This window comes from Aromatoleum diolicum, from assembly GCF_012910955.1.
Taxonomy (GTDB): domain Bacteria; phylum Pseudomonadota; class Gammaproteobacteria; order Burkholderiales; family Rhodocyclaceae; genus Aromatoleum; species Aromatoleum diolicum.
The window spans coordinates 1-19,093 of record NZ_WTVQ01000047.1 but is presented as its reverse complement, the minus strand read 5'-3'; the positions used below and the strand labels follow the sequence as shown (position 1 = coordinate 19,093).

Here is a 19,093-nt window from a genome sequence, read left to right as displayed (position 1 = left end):
CACCGGGATCATTTCGTCACACTCGGTGCACACGACGATGCGACAGGAATTTCCCCCGTGCGCACCTCAAACGATCATTCCGGAGGTGAAAGCGTGGCGAAAGATGTTCAGGAGCAGACCGCGTTCGACGTCATCGTCGTGGGCTCGGGCGCGGGAGCGATGGCTTCCGCGGTGGTGGCGGCCGATCAGGGGCTTTCGGTGCTGGTCGTGGAAAAGAGCGACAAGTACGGCGGCACCTCGTCGATCTCGGGCGGCGGGATCTGGATTCCCAACAACCACCATTTCGCCGCGAAGGGTGGCCAGGACAGCTACGACAAGGCCCTCCAGTATCTCAGGGCGGCGACGGGCGGCTGCGTGGAGGAGGTGCGCCTGCGCGCCTATCTCGACAATGCGCCGAAGATGATCAAATATCTCGAAAGCAGGAGCCGTGTGCGTTACGCAGTGGCGGAGAAGTACCCCGACTACTACCAGCACCTGCCCGGTTCGCTGCCCGGCGGGCGCACGCTGGACCCGGAGCTTTTCGACACCAGCGTGCTCGGCACCGATCTCGCCGCGTTGCGCCAGGGCGCGCCCTCGAACCTGCTTATGGGCAGGATCGCCTGGACGGCGCGACAGGCGCACAAGGCGATGTCGCGTGAATTCGGGTGGCGACTGATGGTGCTGGGGCTGATGCTGCGCTTCAAGCTGGACCTCGCGTGGCGCCGCAAGTCGAAATTCGACCGGCGTGCCGCCCTCGGCACGGCCCTGATCGCATCGCTGCGCCGTTCGCTGCAGGATCGCAAGGTGCCGCTGTGGCTGAAGACCGAATTCCGCGACCTGGTCATGGATGGGGATCGCGCGCGCGGTGTCCGCGTGCAGCGGGAAGGCCGGGAAATGGTGCTCGAGGCGCGCCGGGGGGTGGTCTTTGCATCCGGCGGCTTCGAGCAAAGCCAGGCGCTGCGCGACAAATACCTGCCCAAGCCGACGGTGGCCGGCTGGAGCGCGACGCCGCCGGGAAACAACACCGGCGCGGCGCTCGAGGCGGGGATGAAGATCGGTGCGGCCACCGGCTTGCTCGATCGCGCGTGGTGGGCGCCGACGATCCGCGTGCCGAAGGAGGAAAAACCGCGCGGCGTGTTTGCCGAGCGCGCGTTTCCGGGGGCGATCGTCGTCAACGGCCTGGGCCGGCGCTTCGTAAACGAGGCCGCGCCCTACCTCGAGTTCGTCGACGCGATGTACCAGGACCAGGAAAGGAGCGGCGCGAAATCGATCCCCGCGTGGGTCGTGTTCGATGCGAACTTCCGCTTCAATTACGCGATGGGCCCGCTGATGCCGTCGCAGATCATGCCCGACAGCCGCCTGAGGAAGGAATGGCTCAATTCGGTCTATTGGAAGTCGGACACGCTGGGCGGGCTGGCCGCACAGATCGGCGTCGATGCGAAGGGGCTCGAAGAGACGGTGCTGCGCATGAACGACTATGCGCGCACCGGCGTGGATGCGGAGTTCGCCCGCGGCGGCAATGCATTCGACCGCTACTACGGCGATACCAACGTCAAGCCGAATCCCTGCCTCGCACCGCTCACGAAGGGGCCGTACTACGCCATGCGGCTCGACGCCGGAGACATCGGCACCAAGGGCGGCCTGCTGACCAACGAGCATGCCCAGGTGGTGCGCGACGACGGCACGCCGGTCGCGGGACTGTACGCCGTGGGCAACTGCTCGTCCGCCGTCATGGGCACGGGCTATCCGGGCGCGGGGGCGACGATCGGCCCCGCGATGACCTTCGGCTACGTCGCTGCGATGCATATCGCGGCCGCCAAGCGAGGTTGAAGCGATGACGACCGAAGTGGGCGCAAGCACGATTCCGGCACTCCTGTTCGCGGCGGCGCGACGCCATGCGGGGCGGACGGCGATCGAGGACGGTGCCGTTTGCATCGACTACGCGGATTTGCCGGCGCGGGTGCTCGCGGTAAGCCGGGCGCTGATCGCGCACGGCGTCATGCCCGGCGACCGCGTCGCGATCTGGGCGCCGAACCGGCACGAGTGGATCCTGGCGGCATTGGGGGCGCATTGTGCGGGCGCCGTGATGGTGCCGATCAACACGCGGATGAAGGGCGCCGAGGCTGCCGACGTCATCGGCCGCAGCCGTGCGCGGGTCCTCTTCGTGGTCGGGACATTCCTCGGCGTGGATTATCCGGCGATGCTGGCGCCCTTGCGCCCGGCGACGCTGGAGCGCGTCGTCGTGCTCCCCGGTGGCGCCTCGCCCGGAGGTGTCGACTGCGATTGGGATGTCTTCATCGCCGGCGGTGCCGAAGTACCGGAGGCCACCGCGCGCGCCCGGGCCGAGGCGGTTGCGCCCGACGACTTGTCCGACCTGATGTTCACCTCCGGCACGACCGGAAAGCCGAAGGGAGTGATGAGCGCGCACGGCCAATGCGTGCGCGCGTTCGGCGAATACGCGCGGGTGATCGCGCTCATGCCCGGAGACCGCTACCTCGTCGTCAATCCCTTCTTCCACGCCTTCGGCTACAAGGCCGGGTGGCTGACCTGCCTGATCGGCGGGGCGACGATCCTGCCGCACCCGGTGTTCGACGCGGAAGAGGTCTTCCGGCGTATCGAGGCCGACCGGATCACGGTGTTGCCGGGGCCGCCGACGCTGTATCTGTCGATGCTCGCGCATCCGCGGCTCGCCGAAACCGACCTGGGCAGCCTGCGCATCGCGGTCACGGGCGCGGCGACGATCCCGCCGATCCTGATCAAGCGCATGCGCCACGAGCTCGGTTTCGCGGTGGTCACGACGGCCTACGGGCTGACCGAGTGCGGCGGGCTGGCGACGATCTGCGATCCCTCCGATGACGCCGAGACCGTCGCCGGCACGAGCGGTCGTGTGATTCCCGGCACCGAAGTGCGCATCGTCGACGCGGAGAACCTGCCCTTGCCGGCGGGCGAGGCAGGTGAAATCTGCCTGCGTGGCTTCCACGTCATGAAAGGCTACTTCGAGGATCCCGGCGCGACCGCCGAGACGATCGACGCCGAAGGCTGGCTGCACACGGGCGACGTGGGCACCCTCGACGGTCGCGGCTACCTGCGCATCACCGACCGGCTCAAGGACATGTTCATCGTCGGCGGCTTCAACTGCTATCCGGCGGAGATCGAGGCGGCCCTCACGCAGCACCCGTCCATCGCGCAGGTGGCGGTGATCGGCATTCCCGACGAGCGCATGGGAGAGGTGGGCTGCGCCTGCGTGGTCCTCAAGGCGGGCCACGAGCTCGACGAGCCGGGCCTGATCGCGTGGTCACGCGAACACATGGCGAACTACAAGGTGCCGCGCTTCGTGCGCTTCTTCGGCGCGCTGCCGGTCAATGCGTCGAACAAGGTGATGAAGAACGAACTGCGGGTACTGGCCATCGCCTGAGCGCCCGGCCCGGTCAGCGTCCCTCGAACTTCGGGGGACGCTTCTCGATGAAGGCCTGCATGCCTTCCTTCTGGTCGCGCGAGGCGAACAGCAGGGCGTTGGCCTTGCGTTCGAGCGCGAGGGCGGTGTCGAGCGGCGCGTCGAGCCCGGCGAGGATCACTTCCTTGATCTGCTCGGCGGCCAGCGGCGGCATCGCGGCGATGCTACGGGCGAGTTCCAGCGCCGTCGGGATCACGCGGTCGTCCGGCACCACGTCGCTAACCAGTCCCGCGACCCAGGCCTCGTGCGCGCTGATCGGCTGTCCGGTCAGCGCCATGCGCATCGCCTTGGCCTTGCCGACGGCGCGCACTAGTCTTTGCGTGCCGCCGATGCCGGGCATGATGCCGATGCGGATCTCGGGCTGGCTGAATCGCGCGCCTTCGCCGGCGACGATGATGTCGGCCAGCATCGCAAGCTCGCACCCGCCGCCGTAGGCGTATCCGCACACGGCCGCGATCACCGGCTTCGGGCAGTGCTGGATCGGCGCCCAGACGCGTTCGGTGTGGCGGCGGTAGATGTCGATGGGGCCGACGCCGGCCATGCTGTTGATGTCGCCGCCCGCCGCGAAAACCTTCTCGCCGCCGGTGAGGACGATGCAGCGCACGTCCGGGTCGTCCGCGAGTGCGATGAAGTGGCGTGACAGCAATGCCTGCAATTCCAGGCTCAGTGCATTGGTTGCCGTCGGGCGGTTGAGCCGCAGGACGGCGATGCCGGTTTCGGGGCGCTCGAGCAGGACGGGCGGGCTGCATTCATGGGACATGGCGTTCTCGCGCAGGGCGCTCGTGCCGGATTCGGCGGAGCGTGCTGCGGATTATTTGTTTCGCTCGAGCCCGCCTCATCGTCCGTTCAGACCATGTAAGGCTTCTCACGGCTTGCTTAAATCGCAATCAGGGCAGAAATCAGGAGATTGCGGTGGGCATTCAGGCAAGCCTCGATTACGAGGGAAAGGTGGTCCTGGTCACGGGCGGCGCCAAGGGCGTGGGTCTGGGGATCACGCGCAGTTTTCTCGAGGCGGGCGCGCGCGTCGTCGTGTGCGGCCGCAACGCGCCGGAGACCATGCCGGCGGTCGGGGATCGGTGGGCGGAGTTCATAGCCGCCGATCTGCGCGACATCGAGTCGCTGCAGGCGCTCTTCGCGGAAATCCGGGCTCGCTACGGCCGTCTGGACGTGCTCGTGAATAACGCGGGCGGCGCGCCTTTCGCACTGGCGGCCAGCGCATCGCCGCGTTTTCACGAAGGGATCCTCCGCCTCAACCTGATCGCGCCACTCAATGCGGCCCAACTCGCGAACGCGATGATGCAGGAGCAGGACGAGGGCGGGGTGATCGTCTTCATCGGCAGCATCAGCGCATTGCGTGCCTCCCCCGGCACGGCCGCCTACGGCGCCGCGAAGGCCGGGGTGCTGGCGCTTGCGCAGTCGCTTGCGGTCGAGTGGGCGCCGAAGGTGCGGGTCGTCGCGGTGAGCCCCGGGCTCGTGCATACCGAGCAGTCGCACCTGCATTACGGCGACGAGGCCGGCGTTGCCGCGGTCGGCGCGACCATACCGGCAGGACGCCTGGCGAGGCCCGAGGAAATCGGCAACGCCTGCGTCTTTATCGCTTCACCGCTCGCGGCGTATGCGAGCGGCTGCAACCTGCTGCTGCACGGCGGCGGGGAGCGCCCGGCCTTTCTCGCCGCAGGCGCGGCCCAGGGCTGAGCCAACCGAACAATCGAAACCAGGCAGGAGACGAAATTGGCCGAACAGGATTGGATGTCCGAAGTGCGTGCGATGGTGGGGCGCGAATACGGTCGCGTCTACGCGTGGGACGAAGTGAATGCGCCGATGATCCGCCAGTGGTGCGAGATGATGGGTGTCGACAACCCGCTCTACACCGATGCCGCGTATGCCGCGACCACCGAGCACGGCGCGATCGTGTCGCCGCCGGCGATGCTGCAGGCGTGGTGCCTGGAAGGACTGCACCCGAACAACTATCCGCCGGGCTCGACCAAGGAGAACCCCTACGAGGTGCTGCGACTCCTGGAGTCGCACGGCTTCAAGTCGGTCGTCGCGGTGAATTCGGACCTCAGCTTCGAGCGCTACGTGAAGGTCGGCGAGCGGCTGTACTACACGACGCGGCTCGACGCCGTTGGCGAGGAGAAGACCACGGCGCTCGGCACGGGCTACTTCGTGACCCTGGTGATGAGCTTCTTCTCGGATAAACCGACCGGCGACGAGAAGGTGGGCGAACTGCTGTTCCGCGTCTTCAAGTTCCGCCCTGCCAATGTCCAGGCCGCTGCCGAGGCACCGAAGGCCGAAGCGGTGCAGAAGATCAAGCGCCCCAAGCCGGGCGTCAGCGACGATACGCGCTTCTTCTGGGAAGGCGCGGCGGCCGGTAAGCTCCTGATCCAGCGCTGCAAGTGCTGCGGCACCTTGCGCCATCCCCCCGGCCCGGTGTGCACCAAGTGCCATTCCTTCGACTGGGACACCGTCGAAGCGACCGGGGCGGGGAGCATCCATTCCTTCGTGGTGATGCACTACCCCGAAGTGCCGCCCTTCGACCACCCCAACCCGGTCGGCCTGATCGAACTGGACGAGGGCGTGCGCCTCGTCGCCGGCCTGGTCGGCGTCAAGCGCAACGAAATCATGATCGGTCAGCGTGTGCAGGTCGAGTTCCAGTCCTTCGACGACGGCGAACTCACGCTGCCCCTGTTCCGGCCGGTGGCACCGTAAGGGAGCGGGTCTCATGGATTTCGAATTCAGCGACGATCAGCGCGCCATCGCCGAAATGGCAGGCAGCCTGTTCGCGGACCACTGTACCGACGAGTGCCTGCGCGCCTTCGACGGCGCAGGCAAGCCCTTCATGCAGGACTTGTGGGGCAAGTGCGTCGAAACCGGACTGCATGCGCTCGCGATTCCCGAGGAATCCGGCGGCAGCGGGCTGGGGATGACCGAACTGATGCTGGTGCTCGAAGCGCAGGGGCGTGCGCTCGGCCAGGTGCCGCTGTGGCGGCATCAGCTCGCGGCCGCGACGCTGGCGCGATTCGGCGGGGACGCGTGCGCCGACGTCGTCCGCGCCGCAGCCGACAGCCGCATGCTGCTGACGCTCTCGCTCGATGCCGTGGCAGGGCCGGCAGGGGTGACGCTCGACGCCCGACGCACCGAGGGTGGCTGGCGGCTTGCCGGCAAGGTCGCCGCCGTCCCGCTGGGGGCGGATGTGTGCCAGGCGCTGTTGCTGGCGAACACGCCCGACGGCACACGTCTGGTCCTGATCGACCTGCGCGCGAACGGCATCGAAAAGATCGCAGGGGTGTTCACGCACGGCGAGGCGGTCGCAGACCTGATCCTGGATGGCGTGACCGTTGCGGCGGGCGCGGTGCTGCCCGAACAGGCCTGCGAATGGCTGGAGACGCGTGCCATTGCGGCCCTCGCCGCCCTGCAGCTCGGCGTAAGCAGCGAGCAGATCCGGCGCACCGTGGCCTACGTCTCGGAGCGCGTCCAGTTCGATCGCACGATCGGCAGCTTCCAGGCCGTGCAGATGAGCATGGCCGACGCGCACATTGCCGTCGAAGCATTGCGCTCGGCGCTGTGGCAGCTGTGCTACCGCCTCGACGCCGGCTTGCCCGCGCGTCCCGAGGCGCTGGCGACGAAATACCTCGCGTGCGAGACGGGACACATCGTCGGGCACAAGGCGCAACACGTGCATGGCGGCATCGGCGTCGACCTGACCTATCCGATTCATCGCTACCTCTACTGGAGCCGCGCGCTGGGTATCACCCTCGGTGGAGCCGCCGCGACGCTCGAGCGCCTCGGCGACTGGCTCGCGAACAACGACAAGCTGGGATGGAAATATGACCTCGAAGAAAACCAGACGCTTTGAAGACGTGCGCCCCGGCGAAGCGCTGCCGGAACTGGCGATTCCCATCACCGTCCCGCTGATCGCCGGTGGGGCGATCGCGACGCGCGACTACTTCGCCGGGCATCACGATGCCGAGGCCGCGCGTGCACTCGGCGCACCGCACATCTTCATGAACATCCTCACGACCAGTGGCCTCGTGCAGCGCTACGCCGAAGGCTGGGCCGGACCCGGTGCGCGCTTCGGTGCGCTGAAGATCAAGCTCGGTGCTCCGAACTATCCCGGCGACACGATGACCTTCAGCGGCGAGGTGAGCGCCTGCGATGCCGACAAGCGCAGCGTCGAAATCACGCTGAAGGGCAAGAACTCGATGGGGAACCACGTGACCGGCACGGTCGCGCTGGTGCTGCCCTGAACGCGGAGCGCATGCACATGACCAACCAGACCCTTTCCGGCCGCGCCGCCATCGTCGGACTCGGCGCGACCGAATTCTCCAAGAACTCCGGGCGCACCGAGCTGCGCCTGGCGATGGAAGCGACCCTGTCCGCCCTCGCCGATGCCGGCATCGACCCGTCCGAAGTCGAAGGCTTCAGCAGTTACACGATGGACAAGGTGCCCGAATACGAGGTGGCGCGCCTGCTCGGCTGCAAGAACGTCAAGTTCTTCTCGCAGATTCCGCACGGCGGCGGCGCGGCCTGCGCGCCGGTGATGCACGCGGCGATGGCGGTGGCGACCGGCGTCGCGAAAGTCGTCGTCGTGTATCGCGCGATGAACGAGCGCTCGTGGTATCGCTTCGGCACCGGCACCTACGGGTTCGGTGACACGCCGATCTTCGAGAACGTAAATTACGGCTGGTACATGCCGCACGGGCTGCACACGCCGGCAGCGTGGGTCGGCATGTTCGCGCAGCGCTACATGCACACCTACGGCGCGACGTCCGAGGACTTCGGCCGCGTCGCGGTCGGCGTGCGCGACTTCGCCGCCACCAACCCCGCCGCCTTCTTCTACGGCAAGCCGATCACGCTCGCCGACCACCAGGCCTCGCGCTGGATCGCCGAACCGCTGCATCTGCTCGACTGCTGCCAGGAGTCCGACGGCGCGGTCGCGATGGTCATCACCTCGGCCGAGCGCGCGCGCGACCTGCGGCAGAAACCCGTGATCATCAAGGCCGGAGCCCAGGGCATCAGCGACGGCCAGCAGAGCATGACCTCGTTCTACCGCGAGGACATCACCGGCCTGCCCGAGATGGGCGTCGTCGCGAAGGAACTGTACGCCCAGTCCGGCCTCGGTCCCGACGACTTCCAGACCGCGGTGATCTACGACCACTTCACGCCCTTCGTGCTGCCGCAGCTGGAGGAGTTCGGTTTCGCCAAACGCGGCGAAGCCAAGGATTTCATCCGCGCCGGCCATCACGCCCGCGGCGGCAAGCTGCCGATCAACCCGCACGGCGGCCAGCTCGGCGAGGCCTACATCCACGGCATGAACGGCGTGGCCGAAGCGGTCCGCCAGGTGCGCGGCACGGCGGCGAACCAGGTCGCCGACGTCGAGAACGTGCTCGTCACGGCCGGCACTGGCGTGCCGACCAGCGGCCTCATCCTCGGCACCGCCTGAGCGGCCGGCAGGAGACAAACCATGTTCGTCGATCTCACGCCAGAACAGCACGCCCTGCGCCGCAGGGTGCGCGACTACTTCCAGGACCTGATGACGCCCGAGCTGCGCGCGAGCCTGCGCGGCAAGGAGGGCGGCGAGGACTACCGCAACATCGTCCGCAAGATGGGCCGCGATGGCTGGCTTGCGGTCGGCTGGCCCAAGGAGCACGGCGGACAGGGCTATGCCGCCACGGAGCAGCTGATCTTCTTCGAAGAAGCCAACATCGCCGGCGCGCCGCTGCCCTTCGTCACCATCAGCACCGTCGGACCGGCGCTGATGGCCCACGGCAGCGCGGCGCAGAAGGCGAAGTTCCTGCCCGGCATCGCCGCGGGCGAGATCCTGTTCGCGATCGGCTATTCCGAACCCGGCGCCGGCAGCGATCTTGCCGCCCTGAAGACCACGGCCCGCCCGGAAGGCGATCATTTCATCGTCAATGGCAACAAGCTGTGGACCTCGGGGGCTGAGGCGGCCGACTTCATCTGGCTGGCCGCCCGCACCGACCCCGAAAGGCCGCGCCACAAGGGCGTGTCGATCCTGATCCTCGACACGACGCTCGCCGGTTTTTCACATACCGTGATCCCGACCTGCAGCAATCCGACAGCCGCGACCTATTACGATAATGTGCGTGTACCTGCGGACATGCTGGTGGGCGAACTACACGGCGGCTGGAAGCTGATCACCGCGCAGCTCAACCACGAACGCCTGGGTCTCGGCTCGTGGTCCGACAAGGTGGCCGGGCTCTTCCGCCGCGTGTATCTGTGGGCGAGGAGCGCCGAGGAGAACGGACGCCGCCCCGCCGACCTCCCGTGGGTGCGCGCGCTGCTGGCCGAATGCTACGCGCGGCTGGAGGCGATGCGGCTGATCAACTTCCGCATCGCGGCCGACCTGGAGCACGGGCGCATGGACGTCGCGCTGGCATCGACGACCAAGGTGTATGGATCGGAATCGGCGATCGAGATCCTGCGCAAGCTCTCCGAGATCGTCGGCGCGAGCGGCCTGGTGCGTGCGGGATCCGCCGCGGCGCAGTTGCTGGGGGAACTGGAATACGAGGTGCGCGCGTCCGTCACGCTGACCTTCGGTGGCGGCACCAATGAAATCCAGCGCGAGCTGATCGCGCAATTCGGACTCGGCATGCCGAAGACGGTCCGCTGAGCACACATGAGGATGCGGCAATGAGCGGAATCGACGATTTCCGGAAGGAAACGCGGGCCTGGCTGGAAGCGAACTGTCCTGCCTCGATGCGCGGGGCGATGCCCGACGGCGAGCTGGTGTGGGGCGGACGCGAAGTCGAATTCAAGTCGGAAGACCAGCGCCTGTGGTTCGAGCGCATGCGCGACAAGGGCTGGTTCTGCCCCGACTGGCCGACGGAATACGGCGGCGGCGGGCTGTCGCCCGAAGAACACGCGGTGCTCGAGGCCGAGATGCGGCGGCTGAAGTGCCGCCCGCCACAGATCAACCTCGGCATCTGGATGCTCGGTCCGGTGATCCTCGAGTTCGGCAGCGAAGAGCAGAAGCGCGCCCTCCTGACGCCGATGGCGCGCGGCGAGATGCGCTGGTGCCAGGGGTTTTCGGAGCCCAACGCCGGGTCGGATCTCGCCAGCCTGAAGACCACGGCGCGCGACGCCGGCGACCACTTCATCGTCGACGGCACCAAGATCTGGACCTCGTACGGCGACAAGTCCGACTGGATGTACGCGCTGGTGCGCACCGACGCCACCGTGCAGAAGCAGAAGGGCATCAGCCTGATCGCGCTCGACATGCGTTCGCCCGGCGTGAGCGTCGCGCCGATCGACCTGATCAGCGGCAAATCCTCGTTCTGCCAGGTGTTCTTCGACGGCGTAAGCGTGCCCAAGGGGCAGCTCATCGGCCCGCTCAACGGCGGCTGGACGCTGGCGAAGAGTCTGCTGCAGCACGAGCGCAAGGCGATGTCGAAGTTCGGCGAGTTCAGCCTGCCGACGCACTTCGACCTCCTCGAACTGCTGCCCGAATACGTCCCGGCCGGTAGCCGCTCGCCCGCCGACATCGCGCTGCGCGCCCGCGCCACCGCCTGCGCGATGGACGAGCACGCCTACAGCCTGACCGTGCAGCGCATGGGCGAGGAGGCGAGGGCGGGGATGGATGTGTCCGGGCTGATGGCGATCATGAAGCTCGTGCATACCGAGCAGGAGCGCGACAAGTTCGAAATCCTGCTCGATGCGCTCGGTCACCGCGCGCTCGGCTGGGAAGGCGACGAATTCAGCGCCGGCGAACTCGCGCTGACGCGCGCGTGGCTGATGAGTTTCACGCAGACGATCGCTGGCGGCGCGTCGGAAATCCAGCTCAACGTGATCGCCAAGCGCGTGCTCGGCCTACCCGAAGGTAAATGACATGAGTCTGATCTATTCCGAAGAGCAGCGCATGCTGGCGGACACGGCGCGCGAATTCCTCGCCGCCAAGAGTCCGGTGGCAGCACAGCGCCGCTTGCGCGACGAACGCGCCACCAATGGTTTCGATCCCGCCCTGTGGCGCGAGATCGTCGACCTCGGCTGGACCGGCATCCCTTTTCCGGAAGCGGTCGGGGGGCTGGAATTCGGCTACAAGGCGCTCGGCGCGGTGTTCGAGGAGATGGGACGCACGCTGTGCGCGTCGCCGATGTTCTCGGTTGTCGTCAGCGGTGCATTGCTGCAACTCGCCGGCACGCCGGAACAGCAGACGGCGTGGCTGCCGGCGCTGATCGCCGGTGACAAGCGCGTCGCGCTCGCCCTCGACGAAGGCCCGCGCCACGATCCGCTCGCAACCACCTTGTCGGCACGGCGCGAGGGCAGCGGCTACCGGCTTGACGGCAGCAAGGTCTTCGTTGTCGATGGCATCGGTGCCGATGCGTGGCTCCTTGCTGCGCGAACGGAAGGGCAGGCCGGCGATCGCGAAGGCGTGAGCCTGTTCCTGGTCTCGGCCGGCACTGCCGGCTTATCCATGTCGCCGCAATCGCTGATCGATTCGCGCAATCACGCGCGCTTGCGCCTGGATTCCGTGCTCGTGCCCGCGTCGGCACTGCTCGGCGCGGAAGGGCAAGGCTTCGGGATGCTGGACCAGGCGCTCGACCGCGGCCGCGCATGCCTCGCTGCCGAGATGCTGGGCGCCGCCGAACAACTTTTCGCGACCACGCTCGATTACCTCAAGACGCGCGTCCAGTTCGACGCCCCCATCGGTTCCTTCCAGGCGCTGCAGCACCGTGCCGCGCGCTGCTACACCGACCTGTGCCTCGCGCGCAGCGCCGTGATGGCAGCGCTCGCCGCGTTCGACGACCCTGCGTCCGACGCGACCACCTGCGGCCGACTCGCAAGTCTTGCGAAGTGGAAAGCCGGCGAAACCGCAGCGCACGTCTCGAACGAAGCGGTCCAGATGCACGGCGGCATCGGCGTCACCGACGAGCTCGACGTCGGGCTGTTCCTCAAGCGCATCCGGGTCGCGCAGGCCTGTCTCGGCGACGGCGATTTCCACTGCCAGCGCTACGCCGCATTAACCGAGTTGCCCGCGTGAACGGCGGACGAGGACAGCAATGAAAGCGCTGGAAGGCAAGATCGCCATCGTCACCGGGGCGGGGCAGGGCATCGGCCGGGGCATCGCGCTGCGATTCGCGGCGGACGGCGCCCTCGTGGTCGTGTCGGACATCAACGTCGAAACCGCTGCGGAAACGGTCGCGGCGATCCGCTCGCGCGGGGACCGCGCGGAAGCCATCCCCTGCGACATCTCCGACAGCCCGAGCATGGACAGCCTGGTCGATACCGTCGTCGAGCGTTTCGGCACCGTCCATGTGCTCGTGAACAACGCCTACCTCGGCAACCGCCCCGCGCCCCTGGAGGCAAAGTCGCCGGCGGACTTCGCGCGCTCGCTGCAGGGCAGCTTCTATGCGCCGCTCGCGGCGATGCAGCGCGCCTTCCCGCATATGCAGCGGCAGAACTGGGGCCGCATCATCAACCTGTGCTCGCTGAACGGCGTCAATGCGCACCTGTTTTCCGCCGACTACAACGTCAGCAAGGAAGCCCTGCGCTGCCTCAGCCGGTCGGCGGCGCGCGAATGGGCGCAACACGGCATCACCGTGAACGTCATCTGTCCCGGCGCGCGCACCCCCGCCTACGAGCGCTTTGCCGCGATGGCGCCGGAAAATGCCGCACTGATGCTGCGGCAGAACCCCATGGGCCGCATGGGCGAACCCGAGCAGGACATCGGCACCGTCGCGAGTTTTCTTGCGAGCGATGCATCGTCGTACATGACCGGGAATACCTTGTTCGTGGATGGCGGTTCGCACATCAACGGGGTGTCGTGGGCGCCTGACTCGCGAGGTTGAGGGAAACAGCCGCCGGGTGGATGCCCCGGTCGTCTACGTCGGCTCCTTCGGCAAGACGGTGGCGGGGCGAGCTCGGGATGCCAAGGTCTGCGGGCCGGCCACAGCTGCCATTGGCGGCGCGCTTCTAATCGGGCGGCAATGGGCCGGTGACCAGCCGTTCAGTGGCTGAGGGCTGTCACTGACCGCGTACCCGAGCGATGAACTCGAACTTTAAAACCGGATCTACATGATGCTGGATGCATGCGCGACTATTCGGATTTCGCCGAAACTCGGAGGCGGAACGGAAAGGGCGGCACTTCTCCCTATGTCATTGCCGAAAAAGCGCCCCTAAGCAGCCCGCTTCTCGAATTCGTCGATCCAGGCGATTACCCTATCCAAGTCGGCAGCGAGTTCGTCCGGAGTGGGGAGGACGCCGGCGAGTTCGTCGGGCTGGGAGTGCTCGAATTTCGAATACTTGGTCATCATCGAGTCAACTAGGGCACAGTCGTTCGCATTGATCTTGGTGAGGGATTTCAACTGCTTCGTCTGTATCGACCGACGGAACCTTTCCATGAGTCCGTCCAAGATCACCTTTTCGATCGAACGCTCGGTGAGGATGCGGAAATCCCCGCACGCGGTTTTCAACGCGGAGTCGTATTCCGAGGCGTTTCCTGCCTTCTCGTGTGCTCGGATTTTCGGGAGCTTGTGGTCGCGTATCGCGATGAAACCCGATTTTGGCTTCTTGTGGCGGACGTCCAATTCGTCCACCCGGCCCGTAGAGCCGCCGAAGCTCCGGAGCGTGATGACGGATAGCACCGGCACGGTCGTCGCCGCCCGTTTGCGGGCATCGATCGCGTCCTCAACCAGGGCCAGAAGCGAAAGCCTGTGGGTGAACACCACGACTTGGCGGGTTTTCGCCAGTTCCACGAGCCGTTCCACCACCCGTTCTTCGAATTCTTGGTCGAGGGAGGAAACCGGGTCGTCGAATACGAACGGAGTCGGTTGGCCGGATCCCGTGATGTCCGCGAGAAACGCCGCGAGGGCAACGATGCGGCTTTCGCCTTCGCTCAGTACGGAACCTGCGGACGCCTTGAGAACCGCGCCCCTTATATTGATCTTGAAGCTGATCTTACCTTTGCCTTCCGGAACGGCGACGGGTTCGACTTTCAACCGCGTTCCGCCGAGAGCGCGGAGTTCGGCGAGGAAGCGCTCCTGGTACCCGGCCTCGAGCTCGTCTCTGGCGAGTTCATTCTTTTTCGTCGTCAGTGCGTTTGTCTTGGCCAGCGCCTCGGCCTTTTCCAAACGCCTGACCGCGGCGAGGCGGCAGATCTCCTTCTCCGCAGCCGCTTTCTGCTGCGAAAGCCACTCGCGGGCCTTGAGTTCCTTGAGCTGTTTTTCGAGCTCCGCCTTTTTCCCGTCCTTCGCGAGTTCCTCCAGGGTGGCGGCTTCCTTGCTCTGCGCACCGCTCGCCGCGGCTATCGCAGCATCGACCGCAGTCCAATCAACGGGAGGAAGCGTCTCGGCGGCTTCGGCTTTCGGAATGGCCGCCAGCCTTGCCGATACGGCGTCATACAGTGCTTCGCCGGCTGCCGGCTCGACCTTCAAGAAATCGGTGTCCAATTTCCACTTCGCCCGCTCGGGAAGGGACGGGAGGCCGACAACGGCGTCAGCGTAATCCCTTTCGGCTTTGGCGGCCGACGCTTCGAGTCCGCCTTTGACGAAAGTTTCGAAACCGGAGAGTCGGTTCTTCGCCTCGTCGTTCAGAGGTTGATGGCAGAGTACGCAGCGGTCGCCTTCGCCAATGGCCGGGAAGTCTTTGCCGGGATAGGCAGCGGCTTCGGAATACTTCCGGGCCTCGTCCCACATCAGACGCCAAGACGCGTTGCCGATCCCGTCGAGAGCGGAACCGGCGAAAACCTTGGCAGCGTCTTCCGACGCCGCTTTCCGCTTGGAAGCCGCTTCCCGTTTCGACTTGAGTAGCTTGGAGGTTTCCTCGTCCGAGGCCGCGAGCTTGAGGACGTCGTACGAAGCGACGAAAAGGGCGAGCCTCCGCTTGTCGAGGTCCAGCTGTTTACTCCGAGCAGCTACGTCGTGCTGCTTCAGGGCCTTTTCAATGTCCTGGCGCGCCTCGAGATTTTCCGCGCTCCAGGCGCAGGCGGCTTCGAGCGCCTCGGGCTTGGTTGTGTCGCGGAGTTGGGACACAAAGGTAGCCGCAGCCGTCAGCGTATGTTCCATCGGAACAGCCGGAAAAGACTTCGGCAGCGCCGTCTTTCGGTTGGCCAGCTCCTCGGCTACCGCGTCACATATCAGGATGAGCGACGAAAGGAAGCGCATCCGCCGCGGTTCGTAAGAAGCCAGGTTTTTAGAATCGACGTACGACGCGGCGGCCGTAGTGTCGAAGACGTGGATGGACCTGAGCGGCGCGAGGCCATCCGGTTCGGCTTTCCACTCGAAGGTATTCGAATCGGCGCCGCTTTCCACCGTCACCTCGCAGGAAGGGCCCGTTTTGGCGGCGTTGAACACGTTGGGAAGCAGGTCAGATTTGTGACGGGCTCCGCAGGCGTGTTTCAGAAGCCTGGCGTATCCGGATTTGCCGGAACCGTTCATTCCGAAGACCACCGACAGATCGGCGGAACCGAAATCAAGGCAGGCGTTTTCACGTATGGCGTTGACGCCGACCACCTTGTCCAGCTTCCGGAGCTTGAAAGCGTCCGCCCCGACTGCTGTCCCGAACAACCCGTGGGGCATGGTTTCGAAAACCGCATCGACACCGTTGGCCTCGGCAACGCTGAGGTCGGCCAAAGCGCGGATAGCTTCGGGGGGCGGCATCTGTCTTGAGGTGGCCAGCCTGGCGGCCGCAGTTTGCATCCATTTCGGCCTGTCTGAGAACCATTCCGCGAAAACGTCTTTCGTAGTTCCTACTCCCGCCTTCATTTCCATCGTTCGACGCCCATGGGATATGACTGCCGGATTGTATAGCCGGTGCGGCCGTTCGCAAAACCGAACGTGTGCTGACCCCGAGAGCTGACGAATAAAACATGCACCAATCATCGACAGGGTGGGGTCGTGAAGCCCGCCCTGACGTCCACCTACCTGAAGCGCTAGGCAATTTTTCGACGTCGTCCGGGCGTCGACTGAATCTGTGAAGTCTTCACTTCCCGTGGCCTTCGAAGCTCATTAAAAACATCCGGAAGCATTACGGTCTGAAGACTGCGCTGACTGAACACGAATCGTCCATCCACAACAAACCCAAGATCAGCCCAAGGCACGGACTTGTTTAGCAGCTCGACCGCTCGCTTCATGTCCATCCCTACGATCTTGGGGAAGAGAGCAAGAATGGACCCATCATAGGCCTCGCACTCATGCGTAAAGAATGGCGCTGACCGGCGTGTTCGCCCATTCACATAGATACGTGGGCAGCCGGGCGCATCATGGAAAGCACGGCCCCACATCCACCAGTTAGTTTCATCGAATGTTTTGACTCGACGTTGTAGAAGCAGGCCTTTGTGCGGAGTCAGTGCGGGATGCTTGATGTTGTAGAGCATCCGCCGAGTTCCGCTAGTGTCGATGGTCTTCGAACAGACGAATTCACGGTTGCCTTCAGGGTGCTCAAATACATGGTCAGCTCCAGAAACAGCTCCAACCTTGACGTCAAACAGGCTCGCGAGCGGAACGCTTAGCTGCTGCTTAGGAAACGTGAGCTGCCCATCCATCGCTACGAACTCGCGCGTTTCCCATGATCCAGACCATTCACGGTACTCTGTCTTTCGACTAAAGTTACCAAGCTGGTACCGAAAGATCGCACAATTGGGGACAGCACCCTCGAACAGCCGTGTGTCCCCCGTTTCAATCCAGTGCGTGATCGTCCCTTGCTCAAACAGCCACTGGTTGAGCTTTCGGGCTGCGGTAAGCTTGATGAAATCGCGCGGCACAATAAAGATCAGTTCTCCCTCCGGCCGCAAATGCCGCACAGCCTTTTCGATGAAGAACAGTGCCAAATTGGAACGGCCATCAAAGAGCGTCCCATCAAGCAATCGCTTTGTCTCGGCACCAATATCTTGATACTTCACGTAAGGCGGATTACCGATAACCGTGCTAAACCGCTCGGAAAGGGGGTAAGCGAAGAAGTCCAAGTTGAGCGCATAGTTGGGCGCAACACGCGAGTCCAGTTCGATCGCCACGCAACCACGCAAATGCCGTGCAAAGGCGCCATCACCGCAGCTGGGCTCCAGCACACGGCCGCGTCGCTTCCGCAAGGCCAACATCAGTTCGACAACCTGCGTTGGAGTAAAGACTTGGCCAAGTCTGTCTATATCCAAATTGCGCTTCAAGCCGACTCTCCCTCAACCAGAGGGCCATCGCCGATCCACTCAGTACGTAGCTCAGTACTCAGCTTGGGTACGATATGGTTTTTGAAAGATTGCAGAGCTTTTGCTCTCAGCACAAAAGTCTGACCAACAACGTTTAATAGGTAGTCGACTGCCTCGGACCGCGCCCGATCAGACCGTTCTATATTCTGTCTCCAGCAAGCCTGAAACGGCGGATTACTTCCGTTCGGGGTCACGGACCTGAGGTGCAGTAAGCTAGTCCAGAATACCCGCCCAACGCCGGCCGCACTTTTTTCGACGACCAGAAAGTAGTAATCGCTCGCGCAATTCTCGCGCCGAAGATGGGTAGCCAGATTCTCGCAAAACACATCCCAGTTGCGGATAGCCGAGTTTGTTGGACGCAGCCCAGTCATGGCATAGAACAGCCCAGCCTTAGACGCCACGTTGTCATCACCCTGAAGGTTGGACACCTTCAGGTTGATCGGCATCCAGACTCTGCCATCCGGAGATTCGACCAGGAAGTCGTACCAAGCCCCGTTAGTTGCCACAGAAAACGTCAAGTCCTCTTGAAACCACGGATGCCCTGCGGCAAAGGCCCTCAAGGAATTACCTATGATTTCCTCGTTCTCCGTTGACTCGCGTCGTGCTTGTCCCCTCCCGTACGTTACGAGCGTGATGAACCCTTGTTCTAGGCCGCGTCGGAGCTGCGCCGCAAGGGTGTTCAGGATTTCATCGGCCGTGACGGTCATGATTACCCAGAAGAAAGGAAGAGACGGAGCATTTTCCTGTCTTAGTCGCATATGCGCAATGCTTCTGAGCCAGCCTAATCGGGTGATATGCAACAGCGTACGACGGGCTACCGAAGGCCCCCGACTCGCAGTGTGCGGGCAATCTAAATCAAATATGATGATCGGAGCACTGGAGTCGGGGCTGCACCCTACGCCTGACTGTCAGCTCATGCCTGACCATCCGATCCACGTCGGATCCGGCTGTAGCCTGAAGTGACAAGCGGTCGTTGACCGCCGCGAGCAGGTGAGCGGCAGGTGACCGACGCATTGCTGCCCGAGGCTGGCCAGAGGCCCAAGGGCGGCATTGGCCGATGAGCGGACCGCTGCCGCCGCTACCGCACCGATCGGACCACCCCCGCCCGAACCGAAGCTCCACCTATCTCCGCACCGTCACCTTCAGATGCCGGCTCAGATCGCCGGTGAAGTCGAGCAGCGTGTAATCGCGCCACGTGAAATGCCATTCGCCGTCGATGCGGGCGAAGCGGTCGTGGTAGCGGCCGGTGGCGATGATCTGCGGGGGGAATCCGTCGGTGGCCTGGACGACGGTGTAGCAGGAGCGGGCGGTGGCGGTGCCGGCGGCTTCGTCGATGTCGAGGATGGGGTTGGTGATCTGGTGGCGGGTGCGGGGGGTGCCGCAGGGGTAGAGGATGAGGCAGCGTTGCCACAGGGCGAGCAGGCCGGTGTGGTCGAGTTCGGTGTCGTGGGCGGTCTTCAGGCGGGCGTGGCGGAACAGGGCCTGTCTCTTCTACACATCTG

At 64.9% G+C, this 19,093-nt stretch carries 16 protein-coding genes; 11 read left to right on the top strand and 5 right to left on the bottom strand.

The annotated features are described in order from the left end of the window. Positions 1-93: 93 nt before the first annotated feature. Together GPA25_RS19975 and GPA25_RS19970 are read left to right on the top strand one after the other, a co-directional pair. Positions 94-1,809 carry an FAD-binding protein gene (locus tag GPA25_RS19975; RefSeq protein WP_169262162.1) on the top strand — a complete coding sequence of 572 codons (1,716 nt, stop codon included), beginning with the start codon at positions 94-96 and terminating at the stop codon, positions 1,807-1,809. 4 nt (positions 1,810-1,813) lie between these two features. Continuing rightward, positions 1,814-3,394, top strand: a complete 1,581-nt coding sequence (locus tag GPA25_RS19970; RefSeq protein WP_169262161.1) for a FadD3 family acyl-CoA ligase — start codon at positions 1,814-1,816, stop codon at positions 3,392-3,394. A gap of 13 nt (positions 3,395-3,407) precedes the next feature. On the opposite strand, the gene GPA25_RS19965 is transcribed toward GPA25_RS19970, so the two are convergent. Beyond that, positions 3,408-4,193, bottom strand: a complete 786-nt coding sequence (locus GPA25_RS19965) for an enoyl-CoA hydratase (protein ID WP_169262160.1) — start codon at positions 4,191-4,193, stop codon at positions 3,408-3,410. 152 nt (positions 4,194-4,345) lie between these two features. Here GPA25_RS19965 and GPA25_RS19960 point away from each other — a divergent pair, with 152 nt between their 5' ends. Genes GPA25_RS19960 through GPA25_RS19920 form a run of 9 tightly spaced genes read left to right on the top strand, consistent with a single transcriptional unit; the run spans position 4,346 to position 13,242 of the window. Next, on the top strand, positions 4,346-5,128 hold the full coding sequence (locus tag GPA25_RS19960; RefSeq protein WP_169262159.1) for an SDR family oxidoreductase: 783 nt from the start codon (positions 4,346-4,348) through the stop codon (positions 5,126-5,128). Between the two features lie 36 nt (positions 5,129-5,164). After that, positions 5,165-6,142, top strand: coding sequence for a bifunctional MaoC family dehydratase N-terminal/OB-fold nucleic acid binding domain-containing protein (locus GPA25_RS19955; RefSeq protein WP_246265923.1), 978 nt, complete (start codon positions 5,165-5,167; stop codon positions 6,140-6,142). Between the two features lie 13 nt (positions 6,143-6,155). Next, positions 6,156-7,289, top strand: a complete 1,134-nt coding sequence (locus GPA25_RS19950) for an acyl-CoA dehydrogenase family protein (protein WP_169262158.1) — start codon at positions 6,156-6,158, stop codon at positions 7,287-7,289. After that, on the top strand, positions 7,261-7,680 hold the full coding sequence (locus GPA25_RS19945) for a MaoC family dehydratase (RefSeq protein WP_169262157.1): 420 nt from the start codon (positions 7,261-7,263) through the stop codon (positions 7,678-7,680). The genes GPA25_RS19950 and GPA25_RS19945 overlap by 29 nt, the downstream gene beginning before the upstream one ends. A gap of 17 nt (positions 7,681-7,697) precedes the next feature. Next, positions 7,698-8,876: a lipid-transfer protein gene (locus tag GPA25_RS19940; protein ID WP_169262156.1), complete on the top strand. Its 1,179-nt coding sequence runs from the start codon at positions 7,698-7,700 to the stop codon at positions 8,874-8,876. Positions 8,877-8,897: 21 nt separating this feature from the next. Further along, positions 8,898-10,067 (top strand): acyl-CoA dehydrogenase family protein, encoded by a 1,170-nt coding sequence (locus GPA25_RS19935; RefSeq protein ID WP_169262155.1) that lies wholly within the window; start codon positions 8,898-8,900, stop codon positions 10,065-10,067. A gap of 20 nt (positions 10,068-10,087) precedes the next feature. Further along, positions 10,088-11,281, top strand: coding sequence for an acyl-CoA dehydrogenase family protein (locus tag GPA25_RS19930; RefSeq protein ID WP_169262154.1), 1,194 nt, complete (start codon positions 10,088-10,090; stop codon positions 11,279-11,281). Position 11,282: 1 nt separating this feature from the next. Further along, on the top strand, positions 11,283-12,434 hold the full coding sequence (locus tag GPA25_RS19925; protein WP_169262153.1) for an acyl-CoA dehydrogenase family protein: 1,152 nt from the start codon (positions 11,283-11,285) through the stop codon (positions 12,432-12,434). Positions 12,435-12,453: 19 nt separating this feature from the next. Next, positions 12,454-13,242 (top strand): SDR family NAD(P)-dependent oxidoreductase, encoded by a 789-nt coding sequence (locus GPA25_RS19920; RefSeq protein WP_169262152.1) that lies wholly within the window; start codon positions 12,454-12,456, stop codon positions 13,240-13,242. 327 nt (positions 13,243-13,569) lie between these two features. Here the strand turns inward: GPA25_RS19920 and GPA25_RS19915 are convergent, their stop codons facing one another. From GPA25_RS19915 to GPA25_RS19900, 4 genes are all read right to left on the bottom strand, one after another. After that, positions 13,570-16,161 (bottom strand): AAA family ATPase, encoded by a 2,592-nt coding sequence (locus tag GPA25_RS19915; RefSeq protein WP_169262151.1) that lies wholly within the window; start codon positions 16,159-16,161, stop codon positions 13,570-13,572. A 161-nt stretch (positions 16,162-16,322) separates the two neighbouring features. Further along, positions 16,323-17,552 (bottom strand): Eco57I restriction-modification methylase domain-containing protein, encoded by a 1,230-nt coding sequence (locus tag GPA25_RS19910; RefSeq protein ID WP_246265916.1) that lies wholly within the window; start codon positions 17,550-17,552, stop codon positions 16,323-16,325. Next, positions 17,549-18,349 carry a hypothetical protein gene (locus tag GPA25_RS19905; protein ID WP_211163242.1) on the bottom strand — a complete coding sequence of 267 codons (801 nt, stop codon included), beginning with the start codon at positions 18,347-18,349 and terminating at the stop codon, positions 17,549-17,551. Before GPA25_RS19905 ends, GPA25_RS19910 begins: the two co-directional genes overlap by 4 nt. 364 nt (positions 18,350-18,713) lie before the next feature. After that, the gene (locus tag GPA25_RS19900; RefSeq protein ID WP_343035018.1) at positions 18,714-18,926 is read right to left on the bottom strand and encodes a nuclear transport factor 2 family protein; all 213 of its coding nucleotides are present in this window, start codon (positions 18,924-18,926) and stop codon (positions 18,714-18,716) included. Between the last annotated feature and the right edge of the window lie 167 nt (positions 18,927-19,093).